Genomic DNA, 23,872 nt, shown 5'->3' on the forward strand with positions numbered 1-23,872 from the left:
CGCCGCGACCGCACCGAAGGCGCCGTGGTTGGCGAAGGCAACGTCGAGGCGTCGGACGCCGAGACCCAGGCCAGCGGCGGCGAAGGCGCCGCAGCGAGCGAAGCAGTGTCCGGCGGCGCGGTCACGGGCGATGCGCTCGGCAGCGAAACCGTGCGTGCCGCAACGCCGACCCCGGTCGAGCCGGTCATGCCGGTCGCCGAGGCAGCGGTGCCGCCGGCCTTTACGGCTCTCGAGTTGCCGCCGCAGCCAAGCGCCGCACAGCCCGTCGCAACGGCGCCTCGTCCTTCACCCGAGCCAGTGGCCCCGCCTGCGTCCGAGTCCGAGTCCGAGTCCGAGTCCGCCGTCACGCCAGCACCTGCTGCGCCGGTTGCTGCCGAGCTTGCCGCCTATGAGCTGCCCATGAACGAGTTGGCAGCGGTGGCCGAAGGTTCGGGTCTCGAATGGGTGAACACCGACGCACAAAAAGTGCGTCAGGCCCAGGAGGCGATGGCCAACGCGCCGAAGCCGACTCCTTCGCCCCGTGCTCCCAAACCGGTGGTCGAGCTCGACGACGGCCCGCTGGTGCTCGTGGAAACGCGCAAGGATCTTTCGCAGGTCAAGTTGCCCTTCGAGCGGCACTGACGCCACTGGCCGCAGTCTTGAACGCGGCATGCGATCCGGAACGTGAAAACGCCCTCGTGCCGAAAGGCCGAGGGCGTTTTTCTTGTGGCCGGGCGATGCGGCATCGGCCGCTCTGACCGGGCGCTCGGCGCGGGCTGCTTCAGGCCGCTTGTGCGCCTCGGGCGTGTCGCCCGCCGTTCAGCATCAAGCCTTGCACCCACATCGCCGACTGTGTGATTTCCTCGAAGCGCCGTTCCGGCTGATGGCGCAGCCCGATGGCCACACGGCCGGTCCACCAGATCGTGCGGCCGCTGCCGGGCAGCACGACGGGGCCGACGTGGCCCCTGGGTATCGTCACCGGCGGGACGGCCGAGATGTGACGAATCTTCGTGGGTACGACAACGGCCGGGTCGAGTTCGAAAGTGGCATCGATCATGTTCATCTCCAAGGAGTGGATGAACGGATCATTGCGGTAAACACCGAGTCCGGCATCGCCTCGATTGCGGGCGCTTGTTCAGGGGATACCCGAGCAAAGTGTGTTCTGCACCGCACACACGGCTCGATCAGAAAGCCTCATAGGCGGTGCCGGACGCCGAGGCTCAGGGCAGGCGGTCGAGCGCGTGCAAGTAAGCTGCGTGGTGCATCAGTTCGTCCCAGGGCAGCGGCTCGGTCTGCGGCACAAGGCCCTGCCGGCGCGACTCGCTGGTGGCGCTGGTCTGCCAGCTGCCCTTGTCGAGCGCCGCCTCCAGCCCGTCGATCAGCGCATCGAGCGGCGCGCCGCCATCCACCGACTGGTTGCACAGCATCACCAGATCGCATCCGGCGTTGAGCGCGGCGACTGCGGCCTCGACCGGCGTGCCGGCAACCGTGGCCCCCTGCATGCTGAGGTCGTCGCTGAACACCGCGCCATCGAAACGCAGACGCTGGCGCAGGATGTCCTTGAGCCAGCGGGCCGAGAAACCGGCGGGTTGGGCATCGACCTTGGGGTAGATCACGTGCGCCGGCATCACGCTCGCCAGCGAGGTGCCGAGCCATTCGTAGGGCCGCGCATCGTCCTCGAGAATCGCCTTGAGCGAACGCCGGTCCACCGGCACCGCGGTGTGCGAGTCGGCCGCGACGAACCCGTGACCGGGAAAGTGCTTGCCGCAGCTCGCCATGCCGGCCAGCAGCAGGCCGTGCATGAGGCTCTTGGCCAACAAGGTGGCAACGCGGGGGTCACGGTGGAAGGCGCGGTCGCCGATCACGCCGCTCGGGCCGTGGTCGAGGTCGAGCACCGGCGTGAAGCTGAAGTCCACTCCGCAGGCACGCAGTTCCGCCGCCAGCACATAGCCGCAAGCCGTGGCGGCCTCGGTCGCACGCAGCACTCCGCTGCCCGCACCGGCCTTGCCGTCCTGCAGCCACAGATCTCCCAGCGCGCGCATCGGTGGCAGGTGCGTGAAGCCGTCGCTGCGGAATCGCTGCACCCGCCCGCCTTCATGATCGACGCACACGAGCATGTCGGGCCGCAGGGCCTTGATCTCGGCCGTTAGCTCGGTGAGCTGAGCGCGGTCGCGCCAGTTGCGCGCGAACAGGATCAGGCCGCCGACCAGCGGGTGTTGCAGGCGGCGCCGGTCCTCGGCATCGAGCGACAGACCGGCGACGTCGAGCACGATCGGCGCGTGCGGTGTGTGGGTGGTTTCGGTCATGGCAGTTGTTCGACCACCACGAAGGCGGCCGCGTGGTCGGATTCATCGGTGAGGCTGACGTGCGCCAGCAGGCGACGCTCGGCAAACCATTGAGCCAGCTCGCCGTGCAGCGCGATCTCCGGCTTGCCACCGGGTGCGTTGACGATTTCGCAATGACGCCAGGTCATCGGCCAGCGCATGCCCAGGCCGATCGCCTTGGAGAACGCCTCCTTGGCGGAGAAGCGGGTGCCGAGGTAGCGCAGACCGCGCAACGGCAGCTTGGCGGCGCGGGCACGAAAGACCGCCAGCTCCTGCGGACCGAGGACCTTCTCGGCAAAGCGTTCGCCGCGCCGCTCGACGCTCGCGGCGACGCGTCGCAGGTCGCACAGATCGGTGCCGATGCCGTAGATCATCGCGCCGAGGAAGCAGCTTGCGGAGCCTGTGCACGGTGGATGCAGCGCAGGTAGTCGCGCACCGTCTCGGCCAAGCCGAGCTCTAGCGCATCGGCGATCAGCGCATGCCCGATCGATACCTCCCGCACGCCCGGCACCGCGCGCAGGAAATCGGTGAGGTTGTCGCGATTGAGGTCGTGTCCGGCGTTAAGGCCCAGGCCCGCCCGCAGCGCCGTCTCGGCGGCCGCCGTATAGCGCGCCAATTGCTCGCCGGCCTGCGGCGTGCCGTGGGCACGCGCATAGGCCTCGGTGTAGAGCTCGACCCTTTCGGCGCCCAGATTCCGGGCATGAGTCATCGCCTGTGGCAGTGGGTCCATGAACAGGCTCACGCGCACACCCAGCACGCGCGCTTCGTCGATAAGGGGGCGCAGCCGCTCCCCGTCGGTGGGCAGGTTCCAGCCGTGGTCGGAGGTCGCCTGCTCCGCGCTGTCGGGCACGAAGGTCACCTGCTGCACCGGCAAGCCCTTGCCCCTCAGCTCGCGCAGCAGGTCCATCAGGTTGTGGAAAGGGTTGCCTTCGATGTTGAACTCGGCCTGCGGCCAGTCGCTGCGCAACAGTGCCGCGAGGTCGTGCGCGTCATGGGCGCGAATGTGCCGCTCGTCCGGCCGCGGGTGCACGGTGATGCCACTCGCGCCGGCTTCGAGCACCAGGGCTGCCGCGCGCGTCACGCTTGGAATCGTCAGGGTGCGCTGGTTGCGCAGCAGCGCGACCTTGTTCAGATTGACCGACAGCGCCGTGGCGCCGCGGTGGCCAGCAAGGCCGGTGGAGATCAGCGGGTTCATGGCGGCGGTCGGTCAGGGCTCGAGGTTCTGCAGTTCCATCATCAACTGCCGCGTGCGCAGTGCGGAGCTGCCGAGATGATAGTGAAGCAGCTGGCGCAACATGGGCTTGAGTTCCGAGAGCGCCGGCAGGCAGGCGCGCTGGATGTCGGCGAGATCCTTGCCGTCGAGCGATCGCTGCAGCGCACGCCAGCGCGGAGCGTCGATGCCCGGCTCGCCGGGCGCCACGGCGACGATCCCGCTTTCGGGCCGCAGCGCAAGCAGTGCGGCCGGCGGGAGCGGCTGCTGCGTGAGCGTGACGATGTCCAGCGTCGGAAGCAGGCCGATTTCGCGCAGCAGCACCAGCTCGAACGCGCGCAGCGCTGCCTCGACGCGAAGATCCTCGCCGAGCGCCAGTGCCGGCAAGGTCTGTGCATAGGCGTCGAACAGCACGGGAAATGGATCGTGGCGCGCGAGCAGCTTCATCAGCAACTCGTTCAGATAAAAGCCGGTCATCAGCGCCGCACCGCCCAGCATGGCCGGGCCACCGGCCCATTCGGCCGTCCTGAGCGGCTGCACCTCGGTGTCGGATGAAGCCTCGCCCCGCGCGCGGCGCACACCGTAGTTGACGTTGAGACGCTGGAACGGCAGCAGCACGGAGCGCAACTGCGAGTAAGGGCGCTTGGCGCCCTTGGCGGCGACGACGACGCGACCCTGCTCACGGGTGAACAGATCGAGGATCAGGCTGGTTTCGCTCCAGTCGTAGCGGTGCAGCAGGTAGGCCGAGTGAAGCTGAGACGAATGCCGGGGCATGGCAGAAGCAATGAAGGATGAAGAACGGATAACTCACGCGCGCCATAGCGCGCGTCTCGCCCGATCATCACTCGTAACCGTAGCTTTTGAGCCGCGCCGCATCGTCCGCCCAGCCGGAGCGGACCTTCACCCAGAGTTCGAGAAAGACCTTGCCATCCAACAGCCGCTCCAGCTCGACGCGCGCCTCGGTGCCGATGCGCTTGAGCCGCTCGCCTTTTTCGCCGATGACGATGCCCTTGTGGCTGTCCCGCTCCACCACGATGGTCGCGGCGATGCGGCGCAAGGCGCCGTCTTCCTTGAACTGGTCGATGACGACGGTGGAGGTGTAGGGCAGCTCGTCGCCGGTCAGGCGGAACAGCTTCTCGCGAATGATTTCGCTGGCCAGGAAGCGCTCGCTGCGGTCGGTGAGCGTACCTTCCTCGTAGTACCAGGGTTGCTCGGGCAGGTAGGGCCTCACCACACCGAACAGTCGGCGTGCGTCTTTCTCGTCGGTGGCCGCCAGTGGCACGAACTCGCTGAACGGATGGCGCTCCTGCATGCTCTTGAGCCAAGGTGCGAGCTCGGCGCGGCGATGCACGAGGTCGAGCTTGTTGGCGACCAGGATCGTCGGCTTGCCCGGCGGCACCAGGGCGAGCACCTTGGCGTCGTCCAGCCCGAAGCGGCCGGCCTCCACGACGAAAAGCACCACGTCCACGTCGCCCAGCACCGACTGCACGGTCTTGTTGAGGTTGCGATTGAGCGCCCCCGCGCCCTTGACGGTGTGCCGCGTCTGGAAACCCGGCGTATCGACGAAGACGAACTGCGTGTCGCCTTCGGTATGCACCGCGGTGATGCGGTGGCGCGTGGTCTGCGCCTTGCGCGAGGTGATGCTGACCTTCTGACCGATCAGCACATTGAGCAGGGTCGACTTGCCGACATTGGGTCGGCCGACGATGGCCACCAGGCCACAGCGCAGTGCCGCCACGCCAGGCTCCGGTGAGGCCGCGGGGGGGAAGGGTTCTGTCATTCGCTGGGCAACTCGCTGCGTTCCAGTGTAGCGAGCGCGCTGCGCGCGGCTTCCTGTTCGGCGGCGCGGCGCGATCGGCCCTCGCCGCGCGCCTCGAGCCCGCTGGCCGGCACGCTGCACACGACCACGAACAATTGCTCGTGCTGGCGCCCGCGCGTCTCCTCGATGCGATAGGTTGGCACCGGCTGGCGGCGCGCCTGCAGCCATTCCTGCAGCGCGGTCTTGGGGTCGCGGCTCCAGCCCGGTGCTTCGGTGCTCGTCACCAGGGGCGTGAACAGCCGCTCGACCATGACGCGCGCCGCGTCGAAACCGCCGTCCAGATAGACCGCACCGATCAGCGCCTCCAGCGCATCGGCCAGGATCGAGGCCCGCTGGGCACCGCCGCTGCGGGCCTCGCCCTCGGACAGACGCAGCAGCGCCGGCAGACCCAGCTCCAGCGCGAGACGGTGCAGCGTCTCTTCGCGGACCAAGTGAGCGCGCACGCGCGTCAGATCACCTTCCGCCGAATTTTCGAAGAGCCGGTAGAGCAACCCGGAGACCGCGCTTGTCAGCACCGCATCGCCTAGAAACTCCAAACGCTCATTGTTGTGAGCGCCGAAACTCTTGTGGGTGAGCGCGCGCTCGAGCAGCGACGCGTCGATGAAGCGGTGCCCGAAACAAGCCTGCAGCGACGCCAGGGCAGGACTCGATGCACTCACGGCAGAAACCGAAAAGCAATGCGCATTGCTGCCGCGCTGCGGCGCACGCTCACTGCGACTGACCGCGGTACTTGATGACCAGGTACACCGGCTCGACCAGCTCGATCTCCTTGTCGTAGCCGAAACGGATCACGACGCGATCGTTTTCCTTGGTGATCTCCAGATCCTTCCCGCTGATCGAGGTGATCGAGTACTCGATGTCCTTCTGGCGCTCGAAGGCGGTGCGGATCTCCGGCACCGTGCTGCCGCCCGACTGCACGAGCTTGTTGACCGCGCGCTGAATGGTGAAGTACTCGTTCAGTGTCGGCAGCACCTTGAGTGCTATCAAGCCGAGACAAGCGATCAGGATGGCCCAGAACAACAGACCGATCAGGGTGACTCCCCGCTGTCGACGGACCGCGGTTGCGGACGTCCTCCCCGCGGCAGACGCTGCACAGGCCATCGAAGTCCTCCTCTTGTTGTGCCGGCTCAATCGAATGCGCCGATGCGTTCTAGGTTACCGAAATTCATCCACACGAAGAAGGCTTTGCCGACGATGTTCTTGTCCGACACGAAGCCCCAGAAGCGCGAGTCCTGAGAATTGTCTCGGTTGTCGCCCATCATGAAATAGTGTCCGGGCGGCACGGTGCAGACCACGCCCTCGGCGTTGTAGCGACAGTTGTCGCGGTGCTGCTGGAACTGCGGCATCGGAATCACGAAACCCGGACGGTCCTTGTCGGTCAGGATGCGGTGCTCCTTGCCGCCGAGCACTTCGATGGACTGCTGCGCGTAGCGCAGCGAATCATCGTCGTAGAAATCCGGCAGCGGCTTCGTCTCCACCGGCTGGCCGTTGATCGACAGTTGCTTGTTCAGGTAGGCAACCTCGTCGCCGGGCAGGCCGATCACGCGCTTGATGTAGTCGATGCTGGGGTCGACCGGATAACGGAACACCATCACGTCGCCGCGATCGGGATCGTTGTTGTCGATGATCTTCTTGTTGATCACCGGCAGCCGCACGCCGTAGTGGAATTTGTTGACGAGGATCAGATCGCCGATGGCCAGCGTCGGGATCATGGAGCCCGAAGGAATCTTGAACGGCTCGAACAGGAACGAGCGCAGCAGGAACACCGCCAGGATCACCGGGAAGAGGCCCGCGGTCCAGTCGAGCCACCACGGCTGCGCCAGCACCTGCTCGCGAGCCGCCGCCACGTTGCTGTCGACCTGATTGATGCCCTGGCGGTGCAGTTCGCTGCGCCGCTGTGTGTCGTGCGCCTCGATCGCCGAGGCGGCCGCAACCCGCTTGGGCATGAAATGCAGGCGCTCCGCCAGCCAGTAGCCGAAGGTGGCGAGCGTCAAGATGAACAGCAGCAAGGAGAAGTTGCCGCTCCAGGAGCCGATGTACCAGCCGCCCAGGTAAACCGCGAGGGCGCCGTAAAGCAGCCCGGTCAATGCACTCATCGAGGTTTCAGTCGTCCACTTGGAGAATGGCAAGGAAGGCTTCCTGCGGCACCTCGACGGTGCCGATCTGCTTCATCCGCTTCTTGCCGGCCTTCTGCTTTTCGAGCAGTTTCTTCTTGCGGGTGATGTCACCGCCGTAGCATTTTGCCAGCACGTTCTTGCGCAGCGCCTTGACGTTCTCGCGCGCGATGACGTTGGCGCCGATCGCTGCCTGGATCGCCACGTCGTACATCTGGCGCGAGATGACCTCGCGCATCTTGCTCACCACCGCCCGGCCGCGGAACTGGCTTTGCACGCGGTGCACGATGATGGAGAGCGCATCGACGCGGTCACCGTTGATAAGGATGTCGACCTTTACGACATCGGCGGCGCGGTATTCCTTGAACTCGTAGTCCATCGACGCGTAGCCGCGCGACACCGATTTCAGCTTGTCGAAGAAGTCCAGCACGATCTCGGCCAGCGGCATCTCGTAGGTCAGCATGACCTGGCGGCCGTGATAGGCCATGTTCATCTGCACGCCGCGCTTCAGGTTGGCCAGTGTCATGACCGGGCCGACATAGTCCTGCGGCATGTACAGATGCACGGTGACGATGGGCTCGCGGATCTCGGCAATCTTGCCCGGCTCGGGCATCTTCGACGGGTTCTCGATCTCGATCACCTCGCCTTCCAGACCGCCGAGCTGCACCTGGTAGACCACGCTCGGTGCCGTGGTGATCAGCTCCTGATCGAACTCACGCTCCAGCCGCTCCTGCACGATTTCCATGTGCAGCAAGCCCAGGAAGCCGCAGCGGAATCCGAAACCCAGCGCCTGGCTCACCTCGGGCTCGTAGCGCAGCGACGAGTCGTTGAGCTTGAGCTTCTCGAGCGCGTCGCGCAGCGATTCGTACTCGCTGGCCTCCGTAGGGTAGAGGCCGGCAAAGACCTGCGGCTGGATCTCCTTGAAGCCGGGCAGCGGCTCGGTCGCCGGTCCGGCGTTGTTGGGCAGTTTCTTCTCTAGCGTCAGGGTGTCGCCTACCTTGGCCGCTTGCAGTTCCTTGATGCCCGCGATCAGAAAGCCGACTTCTCCGGCTTTCAACACTTCACGCGGCACCGACTTGGGCGTGAACACGCCGAGCTGCTCGAGCGGATACACCGTGTTGGTCGCCATCATGCGAATGCGATCGCCCTTCTTCAGCGAACCATCGACCATGCGCACCAGCATCACGACGCCGACGTAGTTGTCGAACCACGAGTCGATGATCATGGCCCGTGGCGCAGCCTCCGCATGACCGCGCGGCGCCGGCATGCGCGCGATCACGGCCTCGAGGATGTCTTCGATGCCCTCGCCGGTCTTGGCCGAACAGGGAATGGCGTGTTCGGCGTCGATGCCGATCACGTCCTCGATCTCGGCCTTGGCGCTTTCAGGGTCGGCCTGCGGCAGGTCCATCTTGTTGAGGACCGGCACCACTTCGACGCCGAGGTCGAGAGCGGTGTAGCAATTGGCGACCGTCTGTGCCTCCACGCCCTGGCTCGCATCGACGACCAGCAGGGCGCCTTCGCAAGCCGACAGCGATCGGCTCACTTCGTAGGAGAAATCGACGTGGCCTGGCGTGTCTATCAGGTTGAGCTGGTAAATCTGCCCATCACGCGCCTTGTAGGTCAGCGCCGCCGTCTGTGCCTTGATGGTGATGCCGCGCTCGCGCTCGATGTCCATCGAGTCGAGCACCTGCGCCTCCATTTCCCGATCGCTCAGGCCGCCGCAGCGCTGGATGATCCGGTCAGCCAAAGTGCTTTTGCCGTGATCGATGTGAGCAATGATCGAGAAGTTGCGTATGTGGTCCATCTGACCCGTGTACTGCGTTGGCGCCTCGAACAAGAGCCGCATGTGCGATGGTGCGGCGGCATCGAACGCTCATCGCGAAGCGCGTTGAAGGCTGGAGAGGCCGTGGCGCGCATAAAAAAAAGGCACGTCAAACCGGTGACGCGCCTTCCAACAAAAAACGTATGGCAACTGCTTTGTTGGGACTTCATTGTAGCCAAATCGTCCCTCTCCAAAACCGCGTCCGGGCTCGCTTTTCCGTCGTTGCGGCGCACCAACATGAAATCTATCCACAGTTTATCAACAAAGTCCTGTGGGCGTCCTGTGGACGATTGACGGCTGCTCCTATCCAGCAGTGCACATTCGGTAAAGCACTCAATTGCCGTGGCGATTCGCGCTAATGTCCGTTGGAAATCAATCGATTTTCCAGCGGCGGTTTACCGGATCGATGTGTTGAAAACAAATCCGTATTCCACATTGTGAGAATGCAGAACATTACGCCAACGCCGCAGACCGGCTCGCGTTTTCTTACTTGACAGGACGGATCAGCGCGTACTGGGCCCACTCCCCCCGGCGAAACAGCACGTTGACCGGCTTGGTCTTGTCGATCTTCGCCAGCACCGCCTCGAACTGCTTCACGTCAAGCACTTCCGCATTTGCCACGGCAAGAATGACGTCGCCTTCGCGCAAACCGGCGCGCTGTGCGGCGCCGTCCACCGCCTCGACCCGCACGCCGCCCTTGAGCTTGAGCTCTCGCTTGGCGTCTTCTCCCAAATTGGCAAGTACCAAGCCCATCGCCCCAGCCACGGCGCTGGGCGCCGGGGCCGGCTTGCTTTCGGGAATGGCGGCAACACGGCTGCTTTCGGGTTCGATCTCGGCCACCGTAACCGCGAGATCTCGGGCGCTGCCCCGCCGAAGCACCTGCACCGTGGACTTGCTGCCCGGCTTGGTGCCGCCGACCATGCGCGGCAGATCGCTCGACTTCTCCACGGTCTTCCCGTCGAACCCGGTAATGATGTCGCCGGCCTCGACGCCGCCCTTCTCCGCAGGGCCACCCACTTCGACGGACCGCACCAGCGCACCCGCCGCACGCCCGAGCCCCAGCGACTCGGCCACATCCTTCGTGACCTCGCCGATCTGCACGCCGATGCGGCCGCGCACGACGCGGCCGGTGGCACGCAGCTGGTCGGCAACACGGGTGGCCTCGTCCATGGGAATGGCGAACGAAACGCCCATGAAGCCGCCCGAACGGCTGAGGATCTGCGAGTTGATGCCGACCACCTCGCCGCGCAGGTTGATGAGCGGGCCGCCCGAGTTGCCTGGATTGATGGCCACGTCGGTCTGAATGAAGGACACGAACTCGCCGGTGTCGCGCGCTTTCGCGCTGACGATGCCGGCAGTCACGGTGTTGTCGAGCCCGAAGGGCGAGCCGATCGCCATGACCCATTCGCCGACCTTCAGCTGACTCACGTCGCCGATCCGCACGTAGGGCAACGATGCGGCCTCGATCTTGACCACCGCCACGTCGGTGCGCCGATCGGCACCGATAAGCTTGGCCTTGAACTCGCGTTTGTCGGTCAAGGTCACGTAGACCTCGTCAGCGCCGGCCACCACATGGGCGTTCGTCATGACGAAGCCGTCGTGCGTGAAGATAAAGCCGGAGCCGACACCGCGCTGCTGCTCTTCCTCGGGCTGTCCCTCTCGAGGTACGCCTCGTCGCGGCCCGGGCTGCTGCGGGCCAGGGATTTCGCCGGGCGGCGTGCCGAAGAAACGGCGGAAGAACTCCTGCATCTCCTCGTCCATCTCCGGCCGTGCGGCACCGCGAGCAGCACGGCGCTCGGTCGTGCGGATGTTCACCACAGCCGGACCGACACGCTCGACCAGTTCGGTAAAGTCTGGCAGGCCACTCACCAGCGGCGCCGGCACGGTGGGCGTGGGCTGCGAGTGCGCAGGCTGCATGACCGTGACGCCCGCCATCATCAGAGCGGCGGCCATCCCACCTGCACGTGCGCATAACCCGCCGCGCTGCAATGCACGGGCAATCAGGCTTGTGGTTTTCATCTTCACCTCGCGAACTAAGGTACGAACGACTCGGTGTGGGGAACCCTGCACCGTAAAGCAGAAAACCATCAACGGAGCCGCTCGAGTCCGTCGGCAAACGCACGCAAGGTCACGGGCGGTACGTCGCCGATGACCGTGAGCCACCAGTCACCCTGTCGGCGCACCAGCGTCTGGGTGGCGCCCATCGCCATCAGAATCTCGCGGCGATGCAGGCCCGCGTCATAGGGCTCGATGAAGACCGAGACGTGAGTGAGGCCATCGGAGTAGATGCTTTGAAGCACTTGGGCAGGGTGCTCCGCTGCATCGTCGGCACTCTGCACTGTCGAGCGCGGCGCGGCAGGTGCCGTCATCGGCCGCTTGACGCTGCTGACGTGGCGAAAGCCCGGCGGCATCTGCTTGAATGCCCAACCCTCGTCGGCCGGATCGGCGGTCGTCAGCACCGGCCGCTTCACATCAAAGCCTTCGAGTTGCTTCATCGCCCGCAGCACCCGCTCGGGCTGCGGCTTCACACCGATCATGAGTTCGGAGAAGGCCGAGGCCTCGAGCACGACCTCGCGCGCATCGAACACTTCCGCGCGCAATAGCAAGCCCGAGCGCTTTTCCGCCCACAACCGGTAGCCAAAACGCCAGCCGTCCTTGGGCCGCAGCAGCAGCACATGCGCTTCGTGACCGGCAACGCGGCCTTCGCCAAGCGGCTCGACGTCGTAGTGTTCGACGATGCGCTCCGCGCCTGCGGTCAGAAGCGCAGGGAACTCGCGGATCGCCTGGCGGGTCTCGACCACCGCGACTCGTTCGCGCGGCCAGAAGCTGTGCACGACCTCGTTGTGGCGATAGATCTGACGCTGCTGTCCGTCGAGCGACTCGATGCGCTCGAACTGGTTTTCACCCCTGCAAAAATGCGCGATGCGCGCACTCGCCACCGAACCGCCCGCGCTGACCACGAAGGTGCCCTGGTAGTTGCGCGTGCCGGCTGCGTCGTGAATGCGAGCCAGCCAGTACGTGGCGTCGCGCGTGTGCTCAGGCAAGTCGTCCGCCTGTGCCTGCACGGAGGGCGCCAGCAGGGCCGCGCCAGCCAGCAGCAGGGCCGGCGCGGCGCGCAGACCCGTCGAGACAAAGCCGGCCAGCATGCTCAGCGCGAACCCGGTGCGGCGCTGGGACGCTCGAAGGTCGCGCTTCGCAGGAAGCCCGAAGGCACCCCCAGCGCCGAGCTGCCCCCGAACTGCTTGTGCGCCGTAAGGTACTGGTCCAGGCGCGCGTCGCGGATAAGCACGCCGCCGATAAATTCTTCTCGCTCGGACGCCGTATCGACCACTGCAACCGGGCCGACAAGCCCAGGCGCCCCCGGCACGACGGGTGACGGGGTGAGCTGCGCTAGCTGCGGGGCCGCGGCGTCAGGCGTGATCGGCATGCGCGTGACCGTGAGCACGCCCGCCACCGCCACGAAACCGGCTGCCACTGCCGCCGGCGTGGCCCAACGTCGCAGCAGGCCGCCGCTCGCCCGCGTGCGACTTGCCACCGCTGTCGCAGAGGTTTCGAGGGCCGAAGGCGCGAGCACGATCGGCTCGCGCTCGAGCCGTGACCGCAGTCGCTGCAAGAAGGCGACGTCATGCGCACAAGCGGCCAGGTCGTCGGAGCGCAGCACATCGCCGATCAGGTGATAGGCATGCCAGCGTTCGCGCAAGCCCGGGTCGTCGCGCCACGCGGCACTGAGCGATGCGGCCAGCGCAGCATCGGCTTGACCGTCGGCCAACGCTGAAAGCGCCTGCATCGACGACAGGTTATCGGCTTCTTTCATCGCACCACTCCATCAATCCGGCGCCTACCAGCGCTCGCCCGCGCGCGTGTCCAGCAACGGACGCAGCCGCTCGGCAATCGCCTCGCGGGCCCGGAAAATTCTCGAACGCACCGTGCCGATCGGGCAGTTCATCACGGTGGCAATGTCCTCGTAGCTCAAGCCGTCGATCTCGCGCAACGTAATCGCCTGGCGCAGATCTTCGGACAAGGCTTCTATCGCGGAGTTCACTGCGGCGGCCACTTGCTTGGAAGCCAGCAACGCCTCAGGGGTTTCGCCGTCGGTTAGTTCGTTCTCGACGCGGGAAGTTTCGTCGCCCTCCTCATCTCGCCCGAAGCGCGCCGACTCCGTCACCAGCGGGTCGCGCTTGAGATCGACCAGCGCCTTCTTGGCGGTATTGACGGCAATGCGGTAGAGCCAGGTGTAGAAGGCGCTTTCGCCGCGGAACTTGGGGATTGCCCGGTAAGCGCGGATGAAGGTTTCCTGGGCGATGTCCTGAACCAGGTCGGTATCGCGCACCATGCGACCGATCAGTCGCTCGATGCGGCGCTGGTACTTGACCACGAGCATCTCGAACGCCCGCACGTCGCCCAATTTGACCCGCTCGATCAACAGGGCGTCGGCTTCGGTTTCGGGGGTCATGCTTCAGGCGCTCGGATCGGGCGCAGCGGGCGAGGTTGCCTGCGGGCGCGGCGAATATAGCGCACAGCGCAGCGCATGCCAGTGCGCTTGCAACCCTGCACGCTGCAGCGGCAACCATCGGCGATGTGGGCGCGCGACGGTGTCCGGCTCGGCGCGAAACTGCAGCAGCAGCCATGCGCCGAGGTCCATTGCGACCGTGAGATCGCCAGCCATTTCCGCTGAGCCGGCCGGCAGCGCGAGCCACCAGCGCTCGCCATCCCAGCGCAATGTCAGGAGGGACCGGCGCCGAGCGCGCCACACACAGTGAGCCGCAAGCGCAGCCGCGCCCAGCCAGACCAGCCAACCAGCGGCATCGCCGCGCTGCCACGCCCAGCAGGCGGTGGCAGCAAGCATCCCAAAACACAAAGCCAGCAGAGCGGCAAACCATTGCCGCGAAGGTGCTGCGCTCACGCTCACGGCTGGCGCCGCACGCATGGCCGGGGCAGATCAGGGGTCGAGGCGATCCGCCTCAAGCGCGCTTGAATACGAGCGTGCCGTTAGTGCCGCCGAAGCCGAAGTTGTTCTTCACGGCGTGTTCGATCTTCATCTCGCGCGCGGTGTTGGCGCAGTAGTCCAGGTCGCACTCGGGATCCTGGTTGAAGATGTTGATCGTGGGCGGAGAGATCTGGTGATGCAGCGCGAGCGCGGTGAACACCGCCTCGATGCCGCCGGCGCCGCCGAGCAGGTGGCCGGTCATCGACTTGGTCGAATTCACCACCACGTTCTTGGCGTGTTCTCCGAAGGCCAGCTTGATGGCGTTGGTTTCGTTAAGGTCGCCCAGCGGCGTCGAGGTGCCATGGGCATTGAGGTACTGCACCTGGTCGGCGTTAATGCCGGCATTGCGCAGGGCCGCTTTCATGGCCCGCTTGGGGCCGTCGACGTTGGGCGCGGTCATGTGGAAGGCGTCCGCCCCCATGCCGAAGCCGATCAGTTCGGCATAAAACTTCGCGCCGCGGGCCTTCGCGTGCTCGTACTCCTCGAGCACCATGACGCCGGCCCCTTCGCCGAGCACGAAGCCATCGCGGTCCTTGTCCCAGGGGCGCGATGCCGTGGCCGGATCGTCGTTGCGCGTGGAAAGCGCCCGCGCCGCGGCGAAGCCGCCGATGCCCAGCGGCGAGACGGTCGATTCAGCGCCGCCGGCGATCATCACGTCGGCATCGCCGTACTCGATCATGCGCGCCGACTGGCCGATGCAATGCAGCCCGGTGGTGCAGGCGGTGACGATCGCCAAGTTGGGGCCCGTGAAGCCGCACTCGATCGAGAGGTGGCCCGAAATCATGTTGATGATCGAGGCCGGCACGAAGAACGGCGACACACGGCGCGGGCCGCGTTCCGTGAGTTCCTTGTGGGTTTCTTCGATCATCGGCAGGCCGCCGATACCCGAGCCGACCAGACAACCGATGCGCTCGGCCTGCTCCTCGCTCAGGGCCTGGCCGGTCGGCAGGCCCGCATCCTTCACGGCCTGCAGCGACGCCGCCAGACCGTAGTGGATGAAGGTGTCCATGTGCCGCGCATCCTTGGCCGGGATGTAATCCTCGATCCGGAAACCCTTGACCTCGCCGGCGAAACGGCAGGACAGGCTCGATGCATCGAACTTGGTGACGGTGGCGATGCCAGGACGGCCGGCCACGAGGTTGGCCCAGGACTCGTCCACCGTGTTGCCCACGGGAGTAACGAGACCGAGACCGGTCACGACGACGCGACGACGGCTCATTGCGTTGAAGATTTCTTGCTTGCTGCGGCCGCGGCGCTCAGGCCTTGGCGTGGGACTTGGCGTAATCGATCGCGAGCTGGACAGTCGTGATCTTCTCGGCCTCTTCGTCGGGGATCTCGATGCCGAACTCGTCTTCGAGGGCCATGACCAGCTCGACGGTGTCCAGCGAATCCGCGCCCAGATCGGCGACGAAGGCTTTCTCGGTGGTGACTTCGCCCTCGGCCACGCCGAGTTGTTCGGCGATGATCTTCTTGACGCGTGCTTCTATGTCGCTCATGACTTCTCCAAGGAGAGTTTGCAAAAACAGCCGGTGATTCTAGTGGCTGCAGGGTGTCGGGCCCGAGACGCCCGACTGCCCGCTCGCCGGGCTGCCGGACAACCGCCTCGCGGCTTCAATTCATGAACATGCCGCCGTTGACGTGCAGTTCGCAACCGGTGATGTAGGCGGCCTGCGGCGAGGCTAGAAACGCCACCGCATCGGCAATCTCCTGCGGCTGGCCGAGCCGGCCGAGCGGGATCTGCGCGAGCAGCGCCGCCTTGTGCGCCTCGGGCAGGGCGTCGGTCATGTCGGTGGCGATGAAGCCAGGCGCCACGCAGTTCACGGTGATGCCGCGGCTGCCGAGTTCGCGTGCCAGCGAGCGCGTCATGCCGGCCACACCGGCCTTCGCTGCCGCGTAATTGGCCTGACCCGCGTTACCGCTGGCGCCGACGACCGAGGTGATGTTGACGATGCGCCCGAAGCGCTGCTTCATCATCGGCCGGATGACGGCGCGGCTCGCGCGAAACACCGCCTTGAGGTTGGTGTCCAGCACGGCGTCCCAGTCGTCGTCCTTCATGCGCATGGAAAGCTGATCGCGGGTGATGCCGGCGTTGTTGACCAGCACGTGCAGGCCGCCGTCCTGCTTGACGATGGCGTCTACAGCGGCTTCGAGCGCGGCGCCGTCGGTGACGTCGAGCACCAGACCGCGGCCGCCCTGTGCATGCAGCGCCTCACCGATGCTGGCAGCGCCCGCCTCGCTGGTCGCCGTGCCGATGACCTTGAAGCCGCCCGCCGCCAGGGTGGTGGCGATGGCTCGGCCGATGCCGCGGCTCGCGCCGGTGACGAGGGCGATACGCGCAGGGGAATCAGTGACGCTCATGCCAGCATTTCCCGGGCGTGGGCCAGGCTTGCCGGATCGCCGATGTTGGCCACCAGCAGTTCCGCATCGATGCGCTTGACCAGGCCCGAAAGCACCCGGCCCGGGCCGCATTCGACGACATGCGTCGCACCGCGCAGCTTGAGCGCCAGAACCAGTTCGACCCAGCGCACCGGGCCGAAGGCCTGGCGGTAAAGCGCATCGCGAATCGCCGCAGCGTCGGTCTCCAGCGCCACGTCGATGTTGTTCAGCACCGGGATGGCGGGCGTTGCCAGCGGCGTGTCGGCCAGGCGTTCACGCAGGCGTTCAGCAGCGGGTTTCATCAGGCTGGAATGAAAAGGTGCGGACACCGACAGCGGCAGTGCGCGCTTGGCGCCCGCTGCCTTGGACAGCTCGCAAGCCTTGTCCACCGCGCCCTTGCTGCCGGAGATCACGGTCTGCTTCGGATCGTTGTAGTTGGCCGCCTCGACCGCCTCGTGCGTGATCGCCGCGGCTTCAGCACAGACCGCGCGCACCGAATCGGCCTCCAGGCCCAGGATCGCCGCCATGGCGCCGGTGCCTACAGGCACCGCGTCCTGCATCGCCTGCGCGCGAAAGCGCACCAGCGGCACGGCGTCGGCCAGACTCAGTACACCAGCGGCCACCAGCGCGCTGTACTCGCCGAGCGAATGACCGGCCACGAAAGCCGGCTCGCGACCCGTTTCAGCCAGCCAGGCGCGGTAGCAGGCCACACTGGCCGCGAGCATCACCGGCTGCGTGTTGGCGGTGAGGTCGAGCGCTTCCTTGGGGCCCTGGCGGATGAGCCCGGCAAGATCGGACCCGAGCGCTTGCGAAGCCTCGGCCAGCGTGTCGCGAACGACCGGATGATCGCCCCAGGCGTCGAGCATGCCGACGCTCTGGGATCCCTGGCCGGGAAAGACGAATGCGAAGACGGACATCCGGAAGTGTTTCTCGTCGTTGTTCTAGGTTGTAGCAAGCTGGCGTCGCGAGGCTCGAACGCTACAGGTCGAGCAGCACCGCGCCCCAGGTGAAGCCGCCGCCCACGCCTTCGAGCATCACCGTGTCACCAGGACGGATCTTGCCGCCGCGCACGGCGTGGTCGAGCGCCAACGGAATGGAAGCCGCCGACGTGTTGCCGTGCTCATCGACAGTGACCACCAGCTTGTCCAGCGGCAGCTTGAGCTTCTTCGCCGTGCTTTGCATGATGCGGATGTTGGCCTGGTGCGGGATCAGCCAGTCGATGTCGCTGTCTTGTCGGCCGGCCTTCACGAGCAGCGAACGGGCCACGCTCTCGAGCACGCCGACCGCCAGCTTGAAGACCGCCTGGCCGTCCATCTTGAGCAGCGGATCGCCGAGCACTTTTCCGCCCTGCACCGTGCCGGGTGTGCACAGAATGCCGGCATGGCGGCCATCGGCATGCAGCTCGCAGGCCAGGATGCCGGGCGTGTCGCTCGCCTCGAGTACCACCGCACCGGCGCCGTCGCCGAACAGCACGCAGGTGCCTCGGTCGTTGAAGTCGAGGATGCGGGAGAACACTTCCGCGCCGATCACCAGCGCCTTGCTCGCCGCGCCGGTGCGGATCATGGAATCGGCGACCGCCAGCGCATAGACGAAGCCGGAGCACACCGCCTGAACGTCGAAGGCCGGGCAACCGGCGACGCCGAGCTTCGCCTGCAGCAGGCAGGCGGTCGACGGAAAGATCATGTCGGGCGTGGACGTCGCGACGATGATCAGATCGATGTCGGCAGCGGAACGGCCCGCGGCTTCGAGCGCGTGGCGCGCGGCGTGCAAGGCCAGGTCGCTGGAGGTGACGTCGGGCGCAGCGAAGTGGCGAGCGCGGATGCCGGTGCGCTCGACGATCCATTCGTCGGAGGTCTCGACGCCACGCTCGGCCAACTCGGCAGCGAGCTGTGCGTTGCTCATGCGCCGGGGCGGCAAGTAGCTGCCGGTGCCGGTGATGCGCGAATGGCGCGGCAGCGCGGGAGAAATCGGAGTCATGCGGCTTGCGCGACCGGATCGGTCTGGGGCTGCGGCTCGGCCGGCATGGCCTGCAGCGTCTCGAGGATGCGGTCGTGAACGCGGTCCAGCAACCGGTTGCGCGCCGCATCATAAGCCCGGTTGAGTGCCTGCTCGAAGGCGAACGCATCGGCCGAACCGTGGCTCTTGAAGACCAACCCGCGCAGGCCGAGCAGGGCTGCGCCGTTGTAGCGGCGGTGATCGACTCTTTTCTTGAAGTGGTTGAGCACCGGCAGGGCGATCAGCGCTGCAAACTTGCTGTACCAGTTGCGGGTGAATTCCTGACGGATGAAGCTCGACAGCATCGACGCCAAACCCTCGGCCGTCTTCAAGGCCACATTGCCGACGAAACCATCGCACACCACGATGTCGGCCTTGCCGGTGAAGATGTCGTTGCCTTCGACGTTGCCGATGAAGTTGACGTGGCCGCCAGCCGCGGCGTCACGCAAGAGTTCGCCGGCCCGCTTGATGGTTTCACTGCCCTTGATGGCCTCTTCACCGATGTTGAGCAGGCCCACGCTGGGATTCGGCTTGCCTTCCACGGCGGCCACCAGCGCACTGCCCATCACCGCGAACTGCAACAGGTGCTCGGCGCTGCAATCGACGTTGGCGCCGAGGTCGAGCACCGTGGTGTGGCCGTCGAGTTGGTTGGGCATTACGGTGGCGATGGCCGGCCGGTCGATGCCCTCCAGCGTCTTGAGCACGTAGCGCGCAAGCGCCATCAACGCGCCGGTGTTGCCCGCCGACACGCAGGCATGCGCAGCCGCGACGCCCTCGACCGGCTTGACTTGTGCGATGGCCACACGCAGGGACGAGTCGCGCTTGCGACGCAGCGCGACTTCGATCGAGTCGTCCATTGCGACGACCTCGCTGGCCGCCACCAGCGTGCAGCGCGGCCAGGCCGCGGCAGGCGCCAGCGCCTCGACACGGCCGACCAGCAGCAACTCGGCTAGCGGATGCGCGTCGAGAAAAGCGCGACAAGCGGGCAGCGTGACACTCACGCCGTGGTCGCCTCCCATGCAATCGACGGCGAGGCGGACCGTGCCGGACAGAGGCGGGGCGGACTGCGGGGGTTTCATGGCAACAAAAACGGAATCACGACCACCACGCTAAGCGCTCGGCGCGGTACCGGCAAGTGCCCGCTGCGCACGGAGAACGCTCGTCGGCCGGATCGCAGACCGTGGGCCGGACGTTCGAAACACGCAAACAGGACCGGCTTCAGCAGGCGCCGGACCGGACCGACTCAGGCATCCGCCTTGGTCTTGAGCACCTTGCGGCCACGGTAGAAGCCCGTGGGGCTGATGTGATGGCGCAGGTGGTTTTCGCCGGTGGTTGGCTCGATGGCCGTGCCCGGGGTATGCAGCGCATTGTGCGAGCGGTGCATGCCACGCTTGGACGGCGACTTCTTGTTCTGTTGAACGGCCATGAAGGGCTCCTGGGTCAGGTGGCGCCACTGAGGGCGCTGCCGCGGCTTACCGGTGATTGGAAGACGCGGCGGTATCGATGCCGAACCGAGGTTCGGCGATGTCCGCGCTCAAACCGAGCGGTCGAGCGCGGAAAAGCCCGAAAGTGTATCACTGAGCCTATGGTCGCCGAGCTTGACCGCACGGCACGGCCACGCCGTCCCTCGCGCGTTTGCCGAGGAAGAGGCGGACAAAAGCACCATCCGCTCCCGTGCTGTCAATGCTTGCCGCCGGACTCCTTGAGCGCCTGCAAGACGGCGAAAGGATGGGGCCGCTCAGCCTGGCCCTCGGGCAACGCGGGCTCGCCGACCAACGGCAGGGGCTGCGGACACGACTCGTGGCGCGGGACCAGCGGCAGCCCGAGGAGAAGTTCGTCTTCCACGAGTTCGCGCAGATCGAGCCAACGGTTCAGGGCCAGGACGTCGTCTTCACTGTCCGAGTCCAGCGCCGCGGCCTGATCCTCGCCGGGCACGAAGCGCAACGCCCGGTCGACTTCGAGCGAGGCGACAACCGGCCCGAGGCAGCGCTGGCATTCGAGTTCCAGGCACGCGCCGGCCTGCAAATGCAGCCAGATCTCGGCTGGCGCCCCGACACGAATGCGCCGTTCGCCGCGCGCCGACCAGGTCACGACATCGTCGGCCTTCGGCGGCGCTTCGGCATGGGCGCTCGCGGCGAGTCGCTGCAGCGAAGCCAGCGGCCAGCTTCCGTCAAGGCTCGCGCCTTGCTCGGCCAAAGCGGCGACATCGAGCCGCAGCGGATCGAATTCACGCGATTTCATCGGATCGCAGTTTATGACCGGCCCCGACAATGCCGCCATGAATGCCCCTTTGCCCACCCCCCGATTGATCCTGGGTTCGACCTCGCGCTATCGCCGCGAACTGCTCGAACGCCTGCGCCTGCCCTTCTCGAGCGATTCGCCGCGCGTGGACGAGACGCCCCTGCGCGGCGAAGCGTCGGCCGCAATGGCCGAGCGGCTGGCCTTGGCCAAGGCCCACGAGGTGTCGCGGCGCCATCCCGACGCGGTAGTGATCGGCGCCGATCAGGTGGCCGACCTGGCCGGCGTGCCGCTCGGCAAGCCGGGCAACCACGAACGCGCGGTGGCGCAATTACGGTCGATGAGCGGGCAGACCGTCGTCTTTCAGACCGCGGTGGCGGTGCTGCGCCCGGCACGTGGTTTCGAGCGCGTGGTGCGCGTGCCGGTGACCGTGCGTTTTCGCGAACTGAGCGAAGCCGAGATCGCGGCTTACCTGTATGCCGAAGAGCCGTACGACTGTGCCGGCAGCGCCAAGTCCGAAGGTCTGGGCATCGCGCTGCTGGAAGCCATCGAGTCCGACGACCCGACCGCGCTGATCGGACTGCCGCTGATCGCCACCACGCGGCTGCTGCGCGAGGCCGGTATCGAGCCGCTGCGGAGCCTCGTGTGAGCGGTCGGCTGCTGCTGGTGCCGAACACGCTCGATCTGGGCACCGTGCGCGAAGGCAGCGCGCCTCCCGATCTGCGCGGCGTGCTGCCGCAACACGTGATCGAGACTGCCGCGCGGCTCACCCACTGGGTCTGCGAAAACGCGAAGACAACGCGCGCCTTTCTCAAGCGCGTCGATGCGCTCGTGCCCTTGTCACAGCCGCTGCAGGCGCTCGATATTCGCGAGCTGCCGCGCCCGCCCAAGGGCCGCCCCGACGCCGCGCTGCCCAATCTGCGGCCGCTGCTCGCGCCGGCCCTGGCCGGCCATGACATCGGCCTGATCAGCGAAGCCGGCTTGCCGGCTGTGGCAGACCCCGGCGCCGCGCTGGTCGCCGCCGCCCATGCCACCGGCGTCACGGTGCAGGCCCTTGCTGGCCCGAGCGCGCTGCTGCTGGCGCTGGCTGCGAGCGGGCTCAACGGCCAGAGCTTCGCCTTTGTCGGCTATGTGCCGCAGGAGGCTTCGGCCCAGGCGCAACGGCTCAAGGAGCTGGAGGCGCTGTCGCGCCGGCTCGGCCAGACGCAGTTGATGATCGAGACGCCCTACCGCAACGCCGCGCTGCTGCGCGGGCTGCTCGCCGCCTTGGCGCCGACCACCCGGTTGAGCGTGAGCTGCGGCCTCACCTTGGCGGCAGGCTGGACCCGCACCGACGACGTAGCCGGCTGGCGCGCAAGGCCGCTGGAGTTGCCGAGCGATGTGCCGGCGGTGTTCGCGCTGCTGGCTTGAAGAGCTTTCTCGCGAGCACACTGCTTACGGCACGGATCCGGCCGGCGGACACCTTGCTTCATACCGGCTGCTGCGTCCGGCGGCGCCAGGCAGGGCCTCAGCCGCCGAGCAGCGCAGCGACCTTTTTCTTTGTCTTGTGGTAGCGCGACAGCCCGCTCGAAGCCGATGCCGCCTCGCGACTGGCACTGTCTGGTGCCGCCTGCCCGGCCGAGGCCTGGGCTTCGTAAGGCTGGCTGAAGAACGGATCGGCCGGGGGGGCCGGCGGGTTGTAGCGGCGCGCGGGTGCGGCGGCGCGTTCCTCTGAACGCGCGCGCGGCGCTTCATCGCGAGGGCCGTCATCACGGCGCGGCGGTCGGCGAGGCCGGTCGTCCTCGGCCTCGAAGGGCTCGATCTCCAGCTTCTTCTTGATCAGCTTTTCGATGTCGGCGATGAGCCGGGCGTCGTCGCGCGACACCAACGTGATGGCCAGCCCTGACTGCCCCGCACGGCCAGTACGGCCGATGCGATGCACGTAGTCTTCGGCGTTGAAAGGCACGTCGAAATTGAAGACGGCCGGCAGGTCGACGATATCGAGGCCCCGGGCCGCCACGTCGGTCGCGACCAGCAAATCGACTTCGCCGGCCTTGAAGGCGGCCAGCGCCTTGAGCCGCTCGTCCTGCGACTTGTCGCCGTGCAGCGCCGAGGTGTTGAGGCCGTCGCGCTCGAAAGCGCGGGCCAGCCGGGCGGCGCCGAGCTTGGAGTTGACGAACACCAGGCTCTGGCCGATGCCGCGCTGGCGCAGCAACTGGCGCACCGCCGCGCGCTTGTCGTCGTCTTCGACGCGGTAGAAGCGCTGTTCGACCGTCGAGGCGGTGGCATTCGGGCGCGCGGTTTCCACCAGGATCGGATCCTGCAGATAGCTCTGCGCCAGCTTCTTGATCTCGGGCGAGAAGGTGGCCGAGAACAGCAATGTCTGGCGCGTCTTCGGCAGGTAGCTGAGGATGCGCTGCAAGTCCGGCAGGAAGCCGATGTCGAGCATGCGGTCGGCCTCGTCGAGCACCACGTACTCGACCTGGTTCAGCGAACAGTTCTTGGCCTCGATGTGATCGAGCAGCCGGCCCGGCGTGGCGATCACCACCTCAACGCCGCGCTTGAGCTCGGCCGTCTGCGGCTTCATGTCGATGCCGCCGAACACCACCGTCGCACGAAGCTGCGTGTGCTTCGAATAGGTCTTGATGCTGTTGGCGACCTGATCGGCCAGCTCCCGCGTCGGGGCGATCACCAGAGCGCGAACGGGATGGCGTGCCGGCGAGGTGCTGCTGCTTTCATGGCGCAGCATCTTCTGCAGCAGCGGCAGCGAAAAAGCAGCCGTCTTGCCCGTGCCGGTCTGCGCCGCGCCCATCACGTCGCGCCCCGCCAGCACCAGCGGGATTGCCTTGGCCTGGATGGGCGTCATCGTCATATAGCCGGAGTCGGCCACGGCACGAAGCAGCTTGGGGTCGAGCGCGAGGGTATCGAAACGGGCGGGAGGCGCCTCGGCCGGCGAGGCCGGCAGCGCAGGGGTTATTTCACTTTGCATGTCCAGGGATTATCGGGGAGAGCCGATATCGGCGACTCGA

At 66.5% G+C, this 23,872-nt stretch carries 27 protein-coding genes and 1 pseudogene; 4 read left to right on the forward strand and 24 right to left on the reverse strand.

Annotated features, from left to right (window positions below; genetic code table 11):
- A pseudogene (locus H0W40_RS01680) lies at positions 1 to 621 on the forward strand (ribonuclease E/G); the annotation flags it as partial.
- A 139-nt stretch (positions 622 to 760) separates the two neighbouring features.
- Here the strand turns inward: H0W40_RS01680 and H0W40_RS01685 are convergent.
- From H0W40_RS01685 to lepA, 10 genes are all read right to left on the reverse strand, one after another.
- Positions 761 to 1,036: a hypothetical protein gene (locus H0W40_RS01685; RefSeq protein WP_292442440.1), complete on the reverse strand. Its 276-nt coding sequence runs from the start codon at positions 1,034 to 1,036 to the stop codon at positions 761 to 763.
- Between the two features lie 163 nt (positions 1,037 to 1,199).
- Positions 1,200 to 2,285, reverse strand: a complete 1,086-nt coding sequence (nagZ, locus tag H0W40_RS01690) for a beta-N-acetylhexosaminidase (RefSeq protein WP_292442442.1) — start codon at positions 2,283 to 2,285, stop codon at positions 1,200 to 1,202.
- Positions 2,282 to 2,677: a holo-ACP synthase gene (acpS, locus tag H0W40_RS01695; protein ID WP_292442444.1), complete on the reverse strand. Its 396-nt coding sequence runs from the start codon at positions 2,675 to 2,677 to the stop codon at positions 2,282 to 2,284. The genes nagZ and acpS overlap by 4 nt, the downstream gene beginning before the upstream one ends.
- Complete coding sequence (locus H0W40_RS01700) at positions 2,674 to 3,498, reverse strand: pyridoxine 5'-phosphate synthase (RefSeq protein ID WP_292442446.1); 825 nt, start codon at positions 3,496 to 3,498, stop codon at positions 2,674 to 2,676. The genes acpS and H0W40_RS01700 overlap by 4 nt, the downstream gene beginning before the upstream one ends.
- A 12-nt stretch (positions 3,499 to 3,510) precedes the next feature.
- Entirely contained in the window at positions 3,511 to 4,287 is a 777-nt protein-coding gene (gene recO / locus H0W40_RS01705; RefSeq protein WP_292442448.1) for a DNA repair protein RecO, read from the reverse strand.
- Positions 4,288 to 4,354: 67 nt separating this feature from the next.
- Positions 4,355 to 5,293, reverse strand: coding sequence for a GTPase Era (gene era / locus H0W40_RS01710; protein ID WP_292442451.1), 939 nt, complete (start codon positions 5,291 to 5,293; stop codon positions 4,355 to 4,357).
- Positions 5,290 to 5,991 (reverse strand): ribonuclease III, encoded by a 702-nt coding sequence (gene rnc / locus H0W40_RS01715; RefSeq protein ID WP_292442453.1) that lies wholly within the window; start codon positions 5,989 to 5,991, stop codon positions 5,290 to 5,292. The genes era and rnc overlap by 4 nt, the downstream gene beginning before the upstream one ends.
- A gap of 49 nt (positions 5,992 to 6,040) precedes the next feature.
- Positions 6,041 to 6,352, reverse strand: coding sequence for a DUF4845 domain-containing protein (locus tag H0W40_RS01720; RefSeq protein WP_292442456.1), 312 nt, complete (start codon positions 6,350 to 6,352; stop codon positions 6,041 to 6,043).
- A 107-nt stretch (positions 6,353 to 6,459) separates the two neighbouring features.
- Positions 6,460 to 7,428, reverse strand: a complete 969-nt coding sequence (lepB, locus tag H0W40_RS01725) for a signal peptidase I (RefSeq protein ID WP_292442458.1) — start codon at positions 7,426 to 7,428, stop codon at positions 6,460 to 6,462.
- Positions 7,429 to 7,435: 7 nt separating this feature from the next.
- Positions 7,436 to 9,250, reverse strand: a complete 1,815-nt coding sequence (lepA, locus tag H0W40_RS01730) for a translation elongation factor 4 (protein WP_292442460.1) — start codon at positions 9,248 to 9,250, stop codon at positions 7,436 to 7,438.
- On the opposite strand from lepA, the gene H0W40_RS01735 reads away from it, so the two are divergent.
- Entirely contained in the window at positions 9,206 to 9,562 is a 357-nt protein-coding gene (locus H0W40_RS01735) for a hypothetical protein (RefSeq protein WP_292442622.1), read from the forward strand. The genes lepA and H0W40_RS01735 overlap by 45 nt on opposite strands.
- Positions 9,563 to 9,754: 192 nt before the next feature.
- Here H0W40_RS01735 and H0W40_RS01740 read toward each other — a convergent pair whose 3' ends face one another.
- From H0W40_RS01740 to H0W40_RS01800, 13 genes are all read right to left on the reverse strand, one after another.
- The gene (locus H0W40_RS01740) at positions 9,755 to 11,185 is read right to left on the reverse strand and encodes a DegQ family serine endoprotease (protein WP_292442616.1); all 1,431 of its coding nucleotides are present in this window, start codon (positions 11,183 to 11,185) and stop codon (positions 9,755 to 9,757) included.
- Between the two features lie 170 nt (positions 11,186 to 11,355).
- On the reverse strand, positions 11,356 to 12,414 hold the full coding sequence (locus H0W40_RS01745; protein ID WP_292442462.1) for a MucB/RseB C-terminal domain-containing protein: 1,059 nt from the start codon (positions 12,412 to 12,414) through the stop codon (positions 11,356 to 11,358).
- A 2-nt stretch (positions 12,415 to 12,416) separates the two neighbouring features.
- The gene (locus H0W40_RS01750) at positions 12,417 to 13,082 is read right to left on the reverse strand and encodes a sigma-E factor negative regulatory protein (RefSeq protein ID WP_292442464.1); all 666 of its coding nucleotides are present in this window, start codon (positions 13,080 to 13,082) and stop codon (positions 12,417 to 12,419) included.
- A 24-nt stretch (positions 13,083 to 13,106) separates the two neighbouring features.
- Entirely contained in the window at positions 13,107 to 13,721 is a 615-nt protein-coding gene (gene rpoE, locus H0W40_RS01755; RefSeq protein WP_292442467.1) for an RNA polymerase sigma factor RpoE, read from the reverse strand.
- Between the two features lie 3 nt (positions 13,722 to 13,724).
- Entirely contained in the window at positions 13,725 to 14,114 is a 390-nt protein-coding gene (locus H0W40_RS01760; protein ID WP_292442470.1) for a hypothetical protein, read from the reverse strand.
- 115 nt (positions 14,115 to 14,229) lie between these two features.
- Complete coding sequence (fabF, locus tag H0W40_RS01765) at positions 14,230 to 15,474, reverse strand: beta-ketoacyl-ACP synthase II (RefSeq protein WP_292442473.1); 1,245 nt, start codon at positions 15,472 to 15,474, stop codon at positions 14,230 to 14,232.
- A gap of 37 nt (positions 15,475 to 15,511) precedes the next feature.
- Positions 15,512 to 15,751 carry an acyl carrier protein gene (gene acpP / locus H0W40_RS01770; RefSeq protein ID WP_292442476.1) on the reverse strand — a complete coding sequence of 80 codons (240 nt, stop codon included), beginning with the start codon at positions 15,749 to 15,751 and terminating at the stop codon, positions 15,512 to 15,514.
- A 115-nt stretch (positions 15,752 to 15,866) separates the two neighbouring features.
- A complete protein-coding gene (gene fabG, locus H0W40_RS01775) occupies positions 15,867 to 16,613 on the reverse strand; it encodes a 3-oxoacyl-ACP reductase FabG (protein ID WP_292442479.1) in 747 nt (248 codons plus the stop codon).
- Complete coding sequence (gene fabD, locus H0W40_RS01780) at positions 16,610 to 17,548, reverse strand: ACP S-malonyltransferase (RefSeq protein ID WP_292442482.1); 939 nt, start codon at positions 17,546 to 17,548, stop codon at positions 16,610 to 16,612. The genes fabG and fabD overlap by 4 nt, the downstream gene beginning before the upstream one ends.
- Before the next feature lie 61 nt (positions 17,549 to 17,609).
- Entirely contained in the window at positions 17,610 to 18,587 is a 978-nt protein-coding gene (locus tag H0W40_RS01785) for a beta-ketoacyl-ACP synthase III (protein ID WP_292442619.1), read from the reverse strand.
- A 17-nt stretch (positions 18,588 to 18,604) separates the two neighbouring features.
- Positions 18,605 to 19,705, reverse strand: coding sequence for a phosphate acyltransferase PlsX (gene plsX / locus H0W40_RS01790; protein WP_292442485.1), 1,101 nt, complete (start codon positions 19,703 to 19,705; stop codon positions 18,605 to 18,607).
- A gap of 164 nt (positions 19,706 to 19,869) precedes the next feature.
- Positions 19,870 to 20,052, reverse strand: coding sequence for a 50S ribosomal protein L32 (gene rpmF / locus H0W40_RS01795; RefSeq protein WP_292442488.1), 183 nt, complete (start codon positions 20,050 to 20,052; stop codon positions 19,870 to 19,872).
- A gap of 254 nt (positions 20,053 to 20,306) precedes the next feature.
- On the reverse strand, positions 20,307 to 20,822 hold the full coding sequence (locus H0W40_RS01800; protein WP_292442491.1) for a DUF177 domain-containing protein: 516 nt from the start codon (positions 20,820 to 20,822) through the stop codon (positions 20,307 to 20,309).
- 82 nt (positions 20,823 to 20,904) lie between these two features.
- Here H0W40_RS01800 and H0W40_RS01805 point away from each other — a divergent pair, with 82 nt between their 5' ends.
- Together H0W40_RS01805 and H0W40_RS01810 are read left to right on the forward strand one after the other, a co-directional pair.
- On the forward strand, positions 20,905 to 21,513 hold the full coding sequence (locus H0W40_RS01805) for a Maf family nucleotide pyrophosphatase (RefSeq protein WP_292442494.1): 609 nt from the start codon (positions 20,905 to 20,907) through the stop codon (positions 21,511 to 21,513).
- Complete coding sequence (locus H0W40_RS01810; protein ID WP_292442496.1) at positions 21,510 to 22,274, forward strand: SAM-dependent methyltransferase; 765 nt, start codon at positions 21,510 to 21,512, stop codon at positions 22,272 to 22,274. Before H0W40_RS01805 ends, H0W40_RS01810 begins: the two co-directional genes overlap by 4 nt.
- 97 nt (positions 22,275 to 22,371) lie before the next feature.
- On the opposite strand, the gene H0W40_RS01815 is transcribed toward H0W40_RS01810, so the two are convergent.
- Positions 22,372 to 23,832, reverse strand: a complete 1,461-nt coding sequence (locus H0W40_RS01815) for a DEAD/DEAH box helicase (RefSeq protein ID WP_292442499.1) — start codon at positions 23,830 to 23,832, stop codon at positions 22,372 to 22,374.
- Positions 23,833 to 23,872: the final 40 nt, after the last annotated feature.

Origin of the sequence: Methylibium sp. (genome assembly GCF_013817345.1) — a bacterium.
Classification (GTDB): Bacteria; Pseudomonadota; Gammaproteobacteria; order Burkholderiales; family Burkholderiaceae_C; genus Methylibium.

Coding starts and splice junctions, on each gene's coding strand:
- H0W40_RS01685 (WP_292442440.1), bottom strand. CDS start 1,036: ATGATCGATGCCACTTTCGAACTCGACCCGGCCGTTGTCGTACCCACG.
- nagZ (WP_292442442.1), bottom strand. CDS start 2,285: ATGACCGAAACCACCCACACACCGCACGCGCCGATCGTGCTCGACGTC.
- acpS (WP_292442444.1), bottom strand. CDS start 2,677: ATGATCTACGGCATCGGCACCGATCTGTGCGACCTGCGACGCGTCGCC.
- H0W40_RS01700 (WP_292442446.1), bottom strand. CDS start 3,498: ATGAACCCGCTGATCTCCACCGGCCTTGCTGGCCACCGCGGCGCCACG.
- recO (WP_292442448.1), bottom strand. CDS start 4,287: ATGCCCCGGCATTCGTCTCAGCTTCACTCGGCCTACCTGCTGCACCGC.
- era (WP_292442451.1), bottom strand. CDS start 5,293: ATGACAGAACCCTTCCCCCCCGCGGCCTCACCGGAGCCTGGCGTGGCG.
- lepB (WP_292442458.1), bottom strand. CDS start 7,428: ATGAGTGCATTGACCGGGCTGCTTTACGGCGCCCTCGCGGTTTACCTG.
- lepA (WP_292442460.1), bottom strand. CDS start 9,250: ATGGACCACATACGCAACTTCTCGATCATTGCTCACATCGATCACGGC.
- H0W40_RS01740 (WP_292442616.1), bottom strand. CDS start 11,185: ATGCAGCCTGCGCACTCGCAGCCCACGCCCACCGTGCCGGCGCCGCTG.
- H0W40_RS01745 (WP_292442462.1), bottom strand. CDS start 12,414: ATGCTGGCCGGCTTTGTCTCGACGGGTCTGCGCGCCGCGCCGGCCCTG.
- H0W40_RS01750 (WP_292442464.1), bottom strand. CDS start 13,082: ATGAAAGAAGCCGATAACCTGTCGTCGATGCAGGCGCTTTCAGCGTTG.
- rpoE (WP_292442467.1), bottom strand. CDS start 13,721: ATGACCCCCGAAACCGAAGCCGACGCCCTGTTGATCGAGCGGGTCAAA.
- H0W40_RS01760 (WP_292442470.1), bottom strand. CDS start 14,114: ATGCTTGCTGCCACCGCCTGCTGGGCGTGGCAGCGCGGCGATGCCGCT.
- fabF (WP_292442473.1), bottom strand. CDS start 15,474: ATGAGCCGTCGTCGCGTCGTCGTGACCGGTCTCGGTCTCGTTACTCCC.
- acpP (WP_292442476.1), bottom strand. CDS start 15,751: ATGAGCGACATAGAAGCACGCGTCAAGAAGATCATCGCCGAACAACTC.
- fabG (WP_292442479.1), bottom strand. CDS start 16,613: ATGAGCGTCACTGATTCCCCTGCGCGTATCGCCCTCGTCACCGGCGCG.
- fabD (WP_292442482.1), bottom strand. CDS start 17,548: ATGTCCGTCTTCGCATTCGTCTTTCCCGGCCAGGGATCCCAGAGCGTC.
- plsX (WP_292442485.1), bottom strand. CDS start 19,705: ATGAAACCCCCGCAGTCCGCCCCGCCTCTGTCCGGCACGGTCCGCCTC.
- rpmF (WP_292442488.1), bottom strand. CDS start 20,052: ATGGCCGTTCAACAGAACAAGAAGTCGCCGTCCAAGCGTGGCATGCAC.
- H0W40_RS01805 (WP_292442494.1), top strand. CDS start 20,905: ATGAATGCCCCTTTGCCCACCCCCCGATTGATCCTGGGTTCGACCTCG.
- H0W40_RS01815 (WP_292442499.1), bottom strand. CDS start 23,832: ATGCAAAGTGAAATAACCCCTGCGCTGCCGGCCTCGCCGGCCGAGGCG.